The 13,422-nt window shown below is 49.5% G+C and carries 15 protein-coding genes; 14 read left to right on the forward strand and 1 reads right to left on the reverse strand.

Annotated elements, in window-relative coordinates; all coding sequences use genetic code 11:
- Positions 1-13: 13 nt before the first annotated feature.
- Positions 14-1,021, forward strand: coding sequence for a succinylglutamate desuccinylase/aspartoacylase family protein (locus ABHN01_RS10875; RefSeq protein WP_429875568.1), 1,008 nt, complete (start codon positions 14-16; stop codon positions 1,019-1,021).
- On the opposite strand, the gene ABHN01_RS10880 is transcribed toward ABHN01_RS10875, so the two are convergent.
- A complete protein-coding gene (locus tag ABHN01_RS10880; protein WP_429875834.1) occupies positions 999-1,160 on the reverse strand; it encodes a hypothetical protein in 162 nt (53 codons plus the stop codon). The two genes, ABHN01_RS10875 and ABHN01_RS10880, sit on opposite strands and share 23 nt — an antisense overlap.
- Here ABHN01_RS10880 and ABHN01_RS10885 point away from each other — a divergent pair.
- The 13 genes from ABHN01_RS10885 to ABHN01_RS10945 all read left to right on the forward strand — a co-directional run bounded on the left by ABHN01_RS10885 (position 1,114) and on the right by ABHN01_RS10945 (position 13,258).
- The gene (locus tag ABHN01_RS10885; protein WP_429875824.1) at positions 1,114-2,007 is read left to right on the forward strand and encodes an ABC transporter ATP-binding protein; all 894 of its coding nucleotides are present in this window, start codon (positions 1,114-1,116) and stop codon (positions 2,005-2,007) included. The genes ABHN01_RS10880 and ABHN01_RS10885 overlap by 47 nt on opposite strands.
- A complete protein-coding gene (locus ABHN01_RS10890) occupies positions 2,007-3,002 on the forward strand; it encodes an ABC transporter ATP-binding protein (RefSeq protein WP_429875569.1) in 996 nt (331 codons plus the stop codon). The genes ABHN01_RS10885 and ABHN01_RS10890 overlap by 1 nt, the downstream gene beginning before the upstream one ends.
- Before the next feature lie 107 nt (positions 3,003-3,109).
- The gene (locus ABHN01_RS10895; RefSeq protein ID WP_429875570.1) at positions 3,110-4,528 is read left to right on the forward strand and encodes a M20/M25/M40 family metallo-hydrolase; all 1,419 of its coding nucleotides are present in this window, start codon (positions 3,110-3,112) and stop codon (positions 4,526-4,528) included.
- Positions 4,529-4,553: 25 nt separating this feature from the next.
- A complete protein-coding gene (locus ABHN01_RS10900; RefSeq protein WP_429875571.1) occupies positions 4,554-6,194 on the forward strand; it encodes an ABC transporter substrate-binding protein in 1,641 nt (546 codons plus the stop codon).
- A 77-nt stretch (positions 6,195-6,271) separates the two neighbouring features.
- Positions 6,272-7,222, forward strand: a complete 951-nt coding sequence (locus ABHN01_RS10905; protein WP_429875572.1) for an ABC transporter permease — start codon at positions 6,272-6,274, stop codon at positions 7,220-7,222.
- Positions 7,223-7,226: 4 nt separating this feature from the next.
- Entirely contained in the window at positions 7,227-8,123 is an 897-nt protein-coding gene (gene opp4C / locus ABHN01_RS10910) for an oligopeptide ABC transporter permease (protein ID WP_429875573.1), read from the forward strand.
- Between the two features lie 14 nt (positions 8,124-8,137).
- Complete coding sequence (locus ABHN01_RS10915) at positions 8,138-9,136, forward strand: succinylglutamate desuccinylase/aspartoacylase family protein (protein WP_429875574.1); 999 nt, start codon at positions 8,138-8,140, stop codon at positions 9,134-9,136.
- Positions 9,137-9,187: 51 nt separating this feature from the next.
- Positions 9,188-10,189: an ABC transporter ATP-binding protein gene (locus tag ABHN01_RS10920; RefSeq protein WP_429875575.1), complete on the forward strand. Its 1,002-nt coding sequence runs from the start codon at positions 9,188-9,190 to the stop codon at positions 10,187-10,189.
- Positions 10,186-11,178, forward strand: coding sequence for an ABC transporter ATP-binding protein (locus ABHN01_RS10925; RefSeq protein ID WP_429875576.1), 993 nt, complete (start codon positions 10,186-10,188; stop codon positions 11,176-11,178). Before ABHN01_RS10920 ends, ABHN01_RS10925 begins: the two co-directional genes overlap by 4 nt.
- Before the next feature lie 17 nt (positions 11,179-11,195).
- Positions 11,196-11,753: a helix-turn-helix domain-containing protein gene (locus tag ABHN01_RS10930; RefSeq protein WP_429875577.1), complete on the forward strand. Its 558-nt coding sequence runs from the start codon at positions 11,196-11,198 to the stop codon at positions 11,751-11,753.
- A gap of 483 nt (positions 11,754-12,236) precedes the next feature.
- Complete coding sequence (locus ABHN01_RS10935) at positions 12,237-12,416, forward strand: GNAT family N-acetyltransferase (protein ID WP_429875825.1); 180 nt, start codon at positions 12,237-12,239, stop codon at positions 12,414-12,416.
- A complete protein-coding gene (locus ABHN01_RS10940; RefSeq protein WP_429875578.1) occupies positions 12,379-12,549 on the forward strand; it encodes a hypothetical protein in 171 nt (56 codons plus the stop codon). The genes ABHN01_RS10935 and ABHN01_RS10940 overlap by 38 nt, the downstream gene beginning before the upstream one ends.
- A gap of 544 nt (positions 12,550-13,093) precedes the next feature.
- The gene (locus ABHN01_RS10945) at positions 13,094-13,258 is read left to right on the forward strand and encodes a nuclear transport factor 2 family protein (protein WP_429875579.1); all 165 of its coding nucleotides are present in this window, start codon (positions 13,094-13,096) and stop codon (positions 13,256-13,258) included.
- The last annotated feature ends 164 nt before the right edge of the window (positions 13,259-13,422 follow it).

A 13,422-nucleotide genomic window follows, 5' to 3' on the forward strand; every position in this document is an offset into this window, starting at 1 on the left:
GGAGGAATTCAAAATGACAAAAACATTGGTTCAAACAATCGGTACAGCGGAAATCAAACGGGGGGAAAAAACAAGAGGCTACCTGCCAGCCGGCACGGATACAGACGGCTCGCCATTCAACCTGCCAGTCCTTGTTGCAGCCGGAGTCGAGGATGGGCCGATTGTCTGGGTGCAGGGCTGTATCCATGGCGATGAATACGGCGGGGCTGCCTCAATCATCCGACTGTTCCAGGAGCTTGATATAAATAAGCTGAAAGGAACATTTGTCGGCGTACCGGTCACGAATCTGCCGGCGTTCAAGGCACGCTTCCGGACTTCGCCGCTTGACGGGGCCAACCTGAACCGGGTATTCCCGGGCGATGCGAATGGAACCTACAGCCAGCGCCTTGCCCACACGCTTTTGACAACTCAAAAAGAATCTGCCGATGTTGTCATTGACCTTCACTCCGGCGGCAATGGCGCATATGTGCCATATTATGTGATCGTCGATGTCGACGGAACCGAAACCGGCGATAAGTCACTATATTTGGCCAAACGGATGGGTGCCGATGTCATCTGGAGGTCGCACGCAGAAAGTGTCGTCAACGGAACCGGAACATCTGCCGCGGTCAACAACGGAGTTCCTTCGGTCACAATCGAATGCGGCGGCGGGAACGTGACCGAGGAGCATGAGGAATTGTTCAAGATGGGAATAACAAACGCCATGAGGGCGCTCGGAATGCTCGAAGGCGAGCCGCCGCTTCAGGATGCGTATACAGTCATCAACGGTGCGGACTTCTTTTTCACCGGCGAGGGCGGACTGTTTGTCCCACACTGCAAGGTCGGAGGTATCGTCAACAAGGGCGACCTCCTCGGCCAGGTCATGAATCTCTACGGCGAAGTCACTGAGGAACTCCGCTGCCAGACAGACGATGCCTATATTGCAGCTATTGGCCACCGCTACTGGCCGGTCCACCCCGGACAATTGATTTGTGAGGCGATTCCGGTGGTTGAACGGATCAGGGAAGTACAGGAATCATGACAAAATCGATCCTGGAAGTCCGTGATTTGGCGGTAAACTTCACCGGGAAACGCGGCACGGTTCCGGCCGTAGACGGGGTATCCTTCCAGGTCATGCCTTCCGAGACGGTTTGCATTGTCGGGGAATCGGGGTCAGGCAAAAGCGTGACCTCCCTGGCAATCATGGGGCTACTCTCCGACACCGGCAGGGTCGAGAGGGGCGCAATCGAACTGAATGACGAGGACCTCCTCGCCAAAAGCAAAAAGGAACTACGCAAAATTAGGGGCAATGATATCGCCATGATCTTCCAGGAACCGATGACGTCCCTTAACCCTGTTTTTACAGTCGGAGACCAGATCGCCGAGTCGTTCAAGTACCACTGGGGCCTGAAAAAAAAGGAAGCCCTGGCAAAAGCAGTCGAGTTTCTGAAGTTGGTCGGCATCCCGTCGCCGGAACAGCGGATCAATGAATATCCGCACCAGCTGTCGGGTGGCATGAGGCAAAGGGTCATGATCGCCATGGCCCTGACCTGCAGCCCGAAGCTTTTGATCGCCGATGAGCCGACAACAGCTCTCGATGTGACCATCCAGGCACAGGTTCTTGAGCTAATGAAGGATTTGAAGAAAAGGATGGGCATGTCGATTCTGTTGATCACCCATGATTTGGGCGTCGTTGCCGATATGGCCGACCGGGTCGTGGTCATGTACGCCGGGAAGGTCGTTGAAGAGGCTGGTGTGTGGGATATTTTTGAAAAGCCATACCACCCCTACACATTGGGGCTGCTCGAAGCGATGCCTTCCCTTGAAGGTGTCCCTGGCAGGCTGCAGACCATCAAAGGGACGATTCCCAATCCGCAAAACAAGCCGACCGGCTGCAATTTCCACCCGAGGTGCCCGTTCGCAACAGACCTCTGCAGGCAAAAGGAACCTTCGGTCGAGGATACAGGACGGAACAGGCGAGTCGCCTGCTGGCATTATAAAAGTCTTCCCCAACGGGAGGTGATTTGATGACAGCCGTAACCACTGGGCACCAGCCTTTGCTTGAGATTCAGAATATTAAAAAATACTTTCCTTTGAAGAAAAGCCTTTTGAGCCGGGGCACTCGCTGGGTGAAGGCGGTCGATGGAGTCACCTTCTCGGTCGAAGACGGTGAGACACTTGGGGTTGTCGGCGAGTCGGGCTGTGGAAAATCGACGTTGGGCCGGAATATCCTCCAGCTCCAGACACCGACCGAAGGCAAGGTCCTGTATAAGGGGAACGATATTACAAAATACAGCGAATCCCAGTTACGCCCAATCCGCAGGGACCTCCAGATTGTCTTCCAGGATCCGTATGCGTCCCTTAATCCGAAGCACAAGATTGGTGACATCATCGGCGAGCCTTTGAGGATCCACCGGTACGGGTCAATTGCTGAAAGGCGCGACCGGGTCCAATGGCTGCTTGAGCGGGTCGGACTCGAAAAGCATCACATGAACCGCTATCCCCACGAATTTTCGGGCGGGCAGCGGCAAAGGGTCGGAATTGCCCGAGCCCTTGCCCTCAACCCGAAAGTGGTTGTCTGTGACGAACCTATTTCCGCTCTTGACGTTTCAATCCAATCGCAGGTCATCAATCTTCTCCAGGACCTGCAGGAAGAATTGAGCCTCACTTATTTGTTCATCTCGCATGACCTGTCCGTCATCCGTAACATCTGCAACAGAGTGGCCGTCATGTACCTCGGCCAGGTCGTCGAACTCGCGGCAACCGCGGACCTTTACAGCCAGCCGGCCCATCCATATACAAGGGCATTGCTGTCAGCCATCCCGCTGCCGAACCCGATTCACCAGCGCCAGCGCGAACGGACCATACTACAGGGCGACGTACCGAACCCAAGCAACCCGCCATCAGGCTGCCGGTTCCATACCCGCTGTCCGGTTGCGACAGAGAGGTGCAAGCAAGAAGAGCCCGTCTTTGAAGAAAAGAAACCGGGCCGGTGGGTCGCTTGTCATTATGCTGAAATTTAACCATGCGGGGAGCGCCATTATTGTGAAGGGCGCGAGTCGTTGACAAGGCCCCTGGGTTTAACAGGGGCTGCTTTTTAAAACTTGAAAGAAGAATGGAGGTTTTATAAATGGGTACAAATAGCGAAACCAAAACAGTAACAGGTATGGAGGAAGTCCTGGCCTACATAGATGAAAACTGGGAGGAAGAACTGAAACGGTACAAGCGGTATGTCTCCCAGCCGAGCATCAGCGGGGACGGAACCGGGATGAAGGAGATGGCCAAGCTTCTCCAGGAGGACCTGAAGGAGCTTGGCTGCCAGCGGGTTTCCCTGAAAGAGACGGAAGGTTACCCGGTTGTCTTCGGCCACCTCGATGAAGGAAAGGAAAAAACGGTCCTTTTGTACGGCATGTATGATGTACAGCCGGTCGAAGGGGAAGTTTGGTCGGTCGATCCTTTCTCGGGTGAAGTCATCGACCTGCCGGAATTTGGCGAGTCCATCGTCAGCCGGGGGATTACCAACCAGAAGGGTCCGCTCGCAGGGCTTATTAACGCGATTGCCGCAATCAGGAAAGTAAAAGGGTCTCTGCCGGTCAATATCAAGTTTTGCCTCGAAGGGGAAGAAGAGTTGGGTAGCGTGAACCTTCCTTATGTGCTTGATGAACTGAAGGATGAGTTCACCTCCTGCGATTGTGTGTTCTTCCCGCACTTTTCCCAGACCCCCGAAGGGAAAGTGGAGCTGTATCTTGGCTCGAAAGGGATCATCCATCTTGAATTAACCGTCAGGGGCGGCGATTGGGGCGCCCCGGTCAGCAGGGGTATCCACGGTTCCTTTGCTGTTTGGTTCGATAACCCTGCCTGGTACCTCGTCCATGCCCTCGCCTCCCTGAAGGACCGGAATGAAAAAGTGCTGATTGATGGTTTTTACGACGATGTCGCCGAGCCGTGGCCAGGTGATGACAAAATTATTGACCAGATGATGAAGACATTCGATGAACAGGAAATCCTTAAGCGCGACGATGTGAGGCGGTTCAAGCTCGGCCTCCATGGAAAGGAATTGCTGAGACGGTTCTTCTATTCGCCGGAATTGAACATCAATGGCATGGTGAGCGGCCATCATACGGACGGTACGAAAACCCTCTTGCCGAACGATGCGAAGGCGAAGCTCGATATCCGGATGGTTCCGAATATGGAGCCGGAAAAACTCATCCGCCAGGTCGAACAGCATTTCCAGAAGCACGGATTTACCGCAGTGGAAATAGAAGCAATCAATGCCTACAACTGGGCAAGGACGTCAACGGAAGAATCGGCGATGAAGGCGCTCCTGCAAAGCTTCAAGGATCTCGGCTTCGATTACGAGCCGTGGATCACGATGGCAGGGTCCGCACCATTCTCCCTGTTCCAGTCCAAGCTTGGCCTGCCGTTTGCCTTCGGTGGACTGGGTCATGGCTCACGGCAGCATAGCCCGGATGAATACGCAACAGTTGAGGGGATGAAAAATCTCGAAAAGTCATGTGTGCTGTTCTTTGAATACTTTTCGAGGTACTAGACTAATAGAAAGTGAGGGGAAACAAATGAAAAGAAGGCTGCAGTTAGTTTTCACCCTGCTCATCGTCTTCGCGCTGATTGCCTGCTCCGCCAAAACGGAAACCAGTTCAGGTAAAAAAAATCCAGGCGAGGCGAAAACGAAAAAAGATACCGTCACTCTTGTGATGTGGAGCGCACCCGATACGTATAATCCATATTTCTCCCAGGGGAACTACGGGAAATACGCAGGCGGGGAACTCGTCCTTGATACCCTTCTCGATTACGATCCAAATTACAAATATGTGCCTTCCCTTGCGAAAGAATACGATGTATCGCCTGACGGCCTCGTCTATACATTCAAGCTGCAGGAAAATGCCAAATGGCATGACGGGCAGCCGTTCACTGCCAATGATGTTGCCTTTACCTTCAAGTCCATCATGGATCCGGGCTGGACTGGTACTGGCTACGTCAGCCTGAGCGCAGTCAAAGGTGCAGCCGAATACAAGGCAGGAAAAGCGAAGGAAGTCCCGGGAATCGAGGTTGTAGACGAGCATACAATCAAGCTGACTCTTGTCAAACCGTATGCCCCGTTCCTCGAAGCTGTCGGAAAGGGCCTTTGGATCCTGCCTGAGCATGGGTTTAAAGATGTGAAGCCGGCCGACTTTGCGACTGCACCATTCTCGAAGACCCCAATCGGGACAGGGCCACTTAAATTTGTAAAGTATGAAACGGACCAATACGTGGAATATGCAGCGAATGAAAAGTATTTCCAGGGCAAGCCTCAATTCAAAAAGGCAATCCTGAGAATCATGACGCCAGACCTGGCCCTTGCCGGATTTGAAGCGGGCGAGGTGGATGCCACAACAAGGACTGGAATTGGAACCATTAACGTTTCCGACTTTCAAAAAATCCAGGATGTGAAGTCGGTCAATGTTACCGTGTTCGATACAATGTCCTATCAGACGATTACCGTCAATACGAAAAAGCCGTACCTGGCTGACAAAAGGGTTCGCCAGGCAATCATGTACGGAATTGACAGAAAAGCGATTGTAGACCGGCTGCTCCAAGGCAAAGGGAAGATCGCTAAAGGCCCAATCGCCGAGGATTCGCCGTGGTTTAACAAAGACCTCCCTGCGTATGAGTATGATAAGAAAAAGGCTAAGTCCTTGTTGCAAAAAGCAAGCTGGGATTCCAATAAACAAATCACGATTTCAGTCCCGAAAGGAAATATTGTCAGGGAACGTTCGGCTCCGCTGATCCAGCAGTACCTCCAGGAAATTGGCATGAAGGTGAAACTCGAGTTCATGGACTTCCCAACTCTGATGAGCAAGATGGAGAAACAGGAACTTGACATGGTATTACTTGGTACTTCTACAGGCATGGTCGACCCGGATGCCAACCTGTATCCATTCCTTCATTCGTCCCAGTTCAGGCCAACCGGCTGGAACACTGCCAGTTACGCCAACAGCCAGGTGGACACACTCCTTCACCAGGGAGCTGCGGAACAGGACGAAGCAAAGCGGAAAGCGATTTATGATGAAATTCAGAAAATCACCGTCGATGAACTTCCTTATATCTATCTGTACTATGAGCAATCCATCGGTGCTGTCAACAAGTCGCTGCAAAATGCTGTTCCAAACCAGGTCGGTATTGAGTGGAATATGCACAAGTGGTCGTTCGGCAACTAAAGAATGGTTGAAGCTCCATATACCCGGCCTGGTGCCGGGTACATGGAACTCTTTAATTTGAAATGGTGGTGTGCAGTATGTTCGTCTTTGTAATCAAAAGAATCGTTGGGGCACTTCCTTTGCTGTTTTTAATCAGCATCATCGCGTTCCTGCTCGTGAACCTCATGCCCGGGAACCCGGTCGATATGATGATTGATACCACGATTTCAGGAGCAGAGCTTGAGAAAAAGAAAGAGCAGATGGGTCTGAACGATCCGCTTCCAGTCCAGTACGCCCATTGGCTGAAGGAAATTCTTTCTGGCAATCTAGGATACTCTTATTCAAAGAATGAACCGGTTAAAGAGATGATCGCCGATAGGGTTCCCGCCACGATGCTCTTGATGGGTCTTTCCCTTTTGCTCAGCCTCTTGATCGCCATCCCCATCGGGGTGCTTTCCGCTACAAAACAATATTCCACGTGGGATTATCTCCTCACGTTTTTTACACTTGCCGGGGTCTCGATTCCAACCTTTTTCCTTGGCCTTTCCGTCATTTATGTTTTTGCAGTAAAACTAGGCATGTTCCCGACCGGGACGATGTCGACGCCTGGTGTTGAAGGGTCTCTTTTGGACCGGATCTGGCACTTGGCATTGCCGATGGTCGTACTCGGCCTGCACGGTGCAGCAGTGTATACCCGTTATATGAGGTCGAGCATGCTTGAAATCATCAAGCAGGATTACATCCGGACAGCGCGGGCGAAGGGGACAAAGGAACGCAAGGTCATTTTTGTCCATGCGCTCAGGAATGGACTGATTCCGATTGTGACTCTAATGGGGTTATCAATTCCGACCCTGTTCAGCGGCGCAGTCATCACCGAGCAGGTCTTCTCCTGGCCGGGGGTCGGCAAACTGATGGTCGATTCAGTGTTTTCGAGGGATTATCCGGTGTTGATGTCCCTGATTTTGATTACCTCCTTGCTCGTCGTTATTGGCAACTTAATCGCGGACATTCTCTATAGTGTTGTCGATCCGAAAGTAAAGTTGAGGTGATCCCATGAGTGAATTGGCGAAAACAACGTTCGTAAGTGAAGTGAAGCCAAAGCCTCCTGCGAAGGAATGGAAGAAGCTTTTTAAAAAATTCAGTCGGCACAAAATGAGCATGGCCGGCTGCATCATCATGCTCATCCTCGTCCTAGTGGCAGTATTTGCCGATTTCATCGCTCCGTTTGAGCCGAACAAAATCGACCCGGCTGCCTTTGAACAACCCCCAAGCAGCGAGCACCTGTTAGGGACTGATTCAGTCGGGAGGGATGTACTGAGCCGGGTCATCCACGCTTCACGGGTCTCGCTGACGGTAGGGGTCGCTGCTGTTACGATGTACCTTGGTATCGGCATCCTGCTTGGGTCGATTGCGGGTTATTTCGGAGGCATCATTGATATGGTCATTATGAGGTTTGCTGACGCAATGATATCCTTCCCGGTCCTGCCGCTTGTAATCGTCATGGTTGCGATCGCCGGTAATGGCGTATTCAACATTATCCTTGTCATCGGCCTTGTCATGTGGCCGGAAGTGGCAAGGATCGTCAGGGGACAGATTCTGTCTTTACGGGAACAGGAATTCGTTGAAGCAGCGAGGTCCATCGGTGAAAGACCGATGTCTATCATCTTTACCCAATTGATCCCGAATGTTCTGGCACCGGTGATTGTGGCTGGCACATTTGGGATTGCCAACGCCATCCTGCTTGAGGCGGGCCTTTCATTTTTAGGGCTCGGCGTCCAGTCGCCAAATGCGAGCTGGGGAAATATGCTGATGGACGCACAATCCATTACGGTTTTGACGAGCATGCCCTGGCTTTGGATATTCCCGAGCCTTTGTATCGTGTTAGCCGTCATCTCAATCAATTTCATTGGCGACGGCCTGAGGGACGCGCTTGATCCAAGACAAAAATAATAAGGGGACTGAACATGGAAAAAACTGAAAGACTCATAAAGGTTGGCAATGTTGAAGGACAAAAAGGGACTGTGCAAAAAGGATTTTTCAAAGTAGGCAGTTATTCTGACGGAAGTTCGATTTCCATCCCGGTTATGATCGCAACCGGTAAAACGCAAGAGCCGGTTCTATGGCTCCAGGCAGCCGTACATGGCGAGGAATACGGCGGCTCCGCCAGCATCATCCAGCTCGTGAACTCTTTGAATCTAGAAGAATTGAAGGGAACTGTTGTGGCTGTACCTGTTGCCAACCTTCCAAGCTACCGGGTAAAAGCAAGGACCTCGCCGCTTGACGGGGAAAACCTGAACCGAATCTTCCCGGGCAACCCGGGCGGTACATACAGCCAGCAATTGGCTAGCGCCCTTGTTGATGAGATTGCCAGGACTGCCGACTTGTTCATAGACCTGCACAGCGGAGGAATCGGGGCAGAGGTTCCAACCTACGCCATCTATGTCGATGACAAATCCAAAGCTGCCGAGGAATCGAAACATCTTTGCAAGGCGATTGGCGTTGAATACATTTGGAAAATCAAAGGCGAAGCGGGACTGATGGGGGCGGTCGTCGCTCACATCGTCAACAAGGGCATCCCATCGCTGACAGTGGAAGTCGGCGGAGGCAATGTGACACAAGCTCATATCAGTGATTACACCATATCGGTCACCAATGTCATGAAAGCAGCCGGGATGCTGGACGGCGATACGCCTGTGCTCTCGCGGTACTCCTATATCACCGATGGCAACTTCCTGTTTTGCAAAGAAGGCGGGTTGTTCAACCCGAAATGCAAGGTCGGTTCGGTCCTGTCAAAAGGGGACATCATCGGTCAAGTTACTAACCTCTTCGGAGAAGTGGTGGAAGAAATCGTCAATCCGGCTGATAACGCCTATATTGCGGCAATCCGCCTGCCTTTCTGGCCATGCGATTCCGGGGAACTGGTCGCCGAATCAATAGTAATTGAATCGCATGAAGAACAGTAAGACTGAGACAAGCATCCAGAAACGGATGGTAGTGAGAAGGGAGGGTGTCCAATGGCAGGCACCAATGTTCTCGATGTCGAAAATCTGACCGCAAGCTTTGATACAAGTGCAGGCAGCTTTCCGGCAATCGACCAAATTTCATTCAATGTAGCAAAAGGCGAGACTGTCTGCATCGTCGGGGAAAGCGGCTGCGGCAAAAGCATCACCGCCCTATCGATTATGGGCCTGATTCCTTCCCCGCCCGGCAAAATTACCGAGGGAGCCATCCATCTTGAAGGCGAGGACCTCATCCGCTTTTCAACAGACAGGCTGCTTTCGATAAGAGGAAAAGATATTTCGATGATCTTTCAGGAACCAATGACGTCCCTGAATCCGGTTTTTACAATTGGAAAGCAAATCGAGGAAGTGTTCCTGAACCATACTAAGGCAAGCAAAGGGGAAGCGAGGAAACTGGCTATCGAGATGCTGAAGAAGGTTGGGATTTCTCAGCCGGAAATCCGGGCAAAAGAATATCCGCACCAGCTCTCGGGCGGGATGAGGCAGAGGGTGATGATTGCGATTGCCCTGGCATGCAATCCGAAGCTTCTGATTGCCGATGAGCCGACAACAGCTCTCGATGTGACCATCCAGGCGCAAATCCTGGAACTGATGAAGGAGTTGAAACGGAACTCCGGGACTTCGATTATCCTGATCACTCACGACCTCGGCGTCGTGGCCGAAATGGCTGATAAGGTGATTGTCATGTATGCGGGAAGTATCGTCGAAACAGCCGATGTGTTTTCGCTCTTTAAGGAACCTGCCCATCCTTACACAGAAGCACTCTTGAAGTCGATTCCTAGTATTGAGGAAGAAGTTAAGTTTCTGCAGGTAACAAAAGGCTCAATTCCGTTGCTTTCCGAAATGCCGGAAGGGTGCAAGTTCCACCCGAGATGCCAGTATGCGACGGACAAATGCAGGAGCTCAAGGCCGCCATTAAAAAAGGTTAAAAATGGACATGAAAGCGCTTGTTGGTATGCGGTGGAACTGCAGCTGAAAGGGGTTTTAGAGGCATGAAAGCACCAAGTTCCGTAAAAGAAAATGCCGAACATCTGGTTGAGATGGAAGGGCTGTCGAAGCACTTTGTTTCCGGCAGTAGACTTTTCAAAAGCTTAAGAGCAACAAAGGCGGTCAACAATGTCACGCTAGATATCAAGCCAGGTGAGGTACTGGGCTTGGTCGGAGAGAGCGGTTGCGGGAAATCGACACTTGGCCGGCTAATCATGAAGCTCCATGAACCAACATCAGGAACGATCAGGTTCGAAGGCCGCGAGATTACGAACCTGAAAGAACACCAGTTGAGGCCGCTTAGGCGCGATTTTCAAATGATCTTCCAGGACCCTTATGCTTCCCTTAATCCGAGAATGACGGTACGCGATATCCTGGCAAAACCGTACAAGGTCCACGGGCTTCCTTACAATGAACAAACCATCCTTGAACTAATGGAGCTCGTTGGGCTAAACCCGAGTTATATCAACAGGTATCCTCATGAATTTTCGGGGGGCCAACGGCAGCGGATAGGCATCGGAAGGGCAGTGACCTTGCGCCCGAAGCTGGTTGTCTGCGATGAGCCGGTATCGGCACTCGATGTTTCCGTACAGGCGCAAATCTTGAACTTGCTGACCGAGCTAAGGGAAAAGCTCGGCATGGCCTACATCTTCATTTCTCATGATTTGAGCGTGGTGAAACACATCAGTGACCGGATTGCCGTCATGTATCTTGGTAACATCGTCGAAATCAAGGAGCGGGACAGCTTTTTCAAACAGCCGAGGCATCCCTATTCACAAGCATTGCTTTCCTCCATCCCTGTCGCAAATCCATTCATCCAAAGGCAGCGCGAACGTGTTATACTAAAGGGAGAATTACCCAGCCCGATGAACCCGCCATCCGGTTGTCCCTTTCACCCGCGCTGCCCTGTCGCTCAAGACAAATGCAGGGATGAATTTCCTGAGCTAAGTGATTTAGGAAAGGGGCAATTTGCGGCATGTCACTATCCTATCGATTAGCCCAGGAGGAAAGCACATTGGATATCGGTACAAAAATCAGGACGTTGAGGAAAAGTATGGATATGTCGGTCCGGCAGCTGTCCGAAGTCACAGACTGCACACCCAGCTTCATCAGTCAGATTGAGCGTAACCTGGCTAACCCGTCCATCAATACGCTTAAAAAAATCGCAACGACATTGGATGTCCCACTCATTTACTTTTTCGAGGAATCAATTGAGGAAACCCCTGAGGAAGAGTATATCGTCAGGAGAGAAAAGCGGAAGAAACTGAACAGCCCTGGGGAAAAAGCAGAAGTGTTCCTGCTCACCCCTTCCCACAATATCAAGAACATCGAAATGCACATGATCGTCATCGAACCAGGCGGCAAGAGCGACAGGCTCTATGTCAACAATGCCGAAGAAGTCGGCTATATTCTGCAAGGAACCCTTGTCCTGTTCCTTGGCGACGAGGAATTCGAGGTAAACCAGGGAGACAGCATCTATTTTCCGGGCAACATCCCGCACGGCTGGGAAAACCGAACCGACAAGGAAGTAGTAACCATCTGGGCGGCAACCCCGCCGATATTAAAAGTGTAAGAAGAACTGTCCCATAATACGTTAATAACGGGTGGGGCAATTTTTTAGAAAGTTACACAGGAGCTCAGATGGTTTTTATCTCCATTTGGGACGAACAAGAAGAAAATTTGCTAAGTGTATAAATTCTATTAGATGTCATAAAAAAGGATAGATTAAACAGTATTCTAGCTGTTTAATCTATCCTTTTTATTTCAGCTAGACTTAAAAGATGGTTGATAATGGATAAACTTTTTCCAAACTTTTAAACCACTCGCTTCTTTGAGGCAGATTAGCATTGAAGAGGGGGAGGATATATACACTTACTTATACGACCAGGAGGTAATGGAAAATTATGGGATGGAACCTTTCAATAGCTGGGATGAGATAGATAATGAAATTGAATGGTAAACAAAATCTTCGAGGAAAACACAGGTATCAGGTGGGGCATAGCACTGAAGGAGACTAATAAAATCATATGCTGCTGCGGATTCCATAACATAAAATATCAAACATCACCGTGCGGAAATAGGAGTCGAGCTAAATCAGGATTATTGGGGGAAAGGAATTGCAAGTGAAGCATTCCGTAGTGTTCTAAAGTATGGATTTCAACAAAAGAATATAAAAAGGGATTCAGGTTTCTGGACCAGTGGGAGATATTCCTTCATATACATTGAAAAAGGTTGAGGCTAAGAGTAAAGGAAGAGTAATGGAAAATGTTTTTGTATATGTAAGGATTGGAAGTCAGGGAGTTCCTGTGTCAGATCCTGGGTTATCGGGAAATAAATTAGAGGACAATATCAAAAATGCAGGAGTTTGAAACTGTTTTCTCGCCCTGAATAAATAAGTCTTTTACCAATCCCTCTTTGATATCGAGCAAACTAATTATGTCTTTATAAGATAAATCCAATTCATATTTCAAAATGTATGTATTGGGGTTAATTGTTCTAATACGTGTTCAATTTCCTCTCGAATTTCTTTCTGCATTAATAAGTCTTCCGGAATTCCAGAGTCTTAACTAATCCAATATTCATTTGACAGTTCATTCCGTAATGAAACGGTATAGGGGAATTTGTGCAGTAATGTACTTAAACAAACGTGCAGGTTAGCATTCCTGTAGAGCGTTATTTTTCATCTTTGAATAAAATAGAGCTCCTCGGTAAGATGTGAGTAAGACACGACTCTAACTCAAAACCTTAGGAGGAACCCTTACTATGAATTTTCAAAATGCAGGACAACCAAAATCAACTAATAGAAAGAATTTTCGATAAACATCTGGTAGTTGGTGTGGATATTGCCCAACAACTACACGTAGCGTGTGCGGTTAATTTTCGTGGAAGGGACTTGCCTTCATATATAGTAATATGTCTTTAATAGCTTACAATGGGTCTGAAGAGAAACTACGCCAGATTACTAATAGATTTACATTTGGATTAAAAAAGGAAAACAATTCTTGGAAAATAATACATCAACATTCATCATTACCAATAAGTATGGAAACGGGAAAATGCATTTCTAACTTAAAGTAATAACCAGAACTAACTAAAATATAATCATTCCTTAAATTATAGGGGTATTCTTTAAATAGAATATCCCTTCTTCTTCAATAAACGGGTGCGATTGTGGAATTAGAACGATGTGTAATATCACTTACATTTCCACCCACAAAACCACCCACATTTTACCCACGAAA

The sequence above is a fragment of the Fictibacillus sp. NRS-1165 genome, from assembly GCF_050468105.1.
Lineage (GTDB): Bacteria > Bacillota > Bacilli > Bacillales > Fictibacillaceae > Fictibacillus_C > Fictibacillus_C terrinigri.

Coding starts and splice junctions, on each gene's coding strand:
- ABHN01_RS10875 (WP_429875568.1), top strand. CDS start 14: ATGACAAAAACATTGGTTCAAACAATCGGTACAGCGGAAATCAAACGG.
- ABHN01_RS10915 (WP_429875574.1), top strand. CDS start 8,138: ATGGAAAAAACTGAAAGACTCATAAAGGTTGGCAATGTTGAAGGACAA.
- ABHN01_RS10945 (WP_429875579.1), top strand. CDS start 13,094: ATGTCTTTAATAGCTTACAATGGGTCTGAAGAGAAACTACGCCAGATT.
- ABHN01_RS10890 (WP_429875569.1), top strand. CDS start 2,007: ATGACAGCCGTAACCACTGGGCACCAGCCTTTGCTTGAGATTCAGAAT.
- opp4C (WP_429875573.1), top strand. CDS start 7,227: ATGAGTGAATTGGCGAAAACAACGTTCGTAAGTGAAGTGAAGCCAAAG.
- ABHN01_RS10900 (WP_429875571.1), top strand. CDS start 4,554: ATGAAAAGAAGGCTGCAGTTAGTTTTCACCCTGCTCATCGTCTTCGCG.
- ABHN01_RS10885 (WP_429875824.1), top strand. CDS start 1,114: ATGCCTTCCGAGACGGTTTGCATTGTCGGGGAATCGGGGTCAGGCAAA.
- ABHN01_RS10905 (WP_429875572.1), top strand. CDS start 6,272: ATGTTCGTCTTTGTAATCAAAAGAATCGTTGGGGCACTTCCTTTGCTG.
- ABHN01_RS10895 (WP_429875570.1), top strand. CDS start 3,110: ATGGGTACAAATAGCGAAACCAAAACAGTAACAGGTATGGAGGAAGTC.
- ABHN01_RS10920 (WP_429875575.1), top strand. CDS start 9,188: ATGGCAGGCACCAATGTTCTCGATGTCGAAAATCTGACCGCAAGCTTT.
- ABHN01_RS10925 (WP_429875576.1), top strand. CDS start 10,186: ATGAAAGCACCAAGTTCCGTAAAAGAAAATGCCGAACATCTGGTTGAG.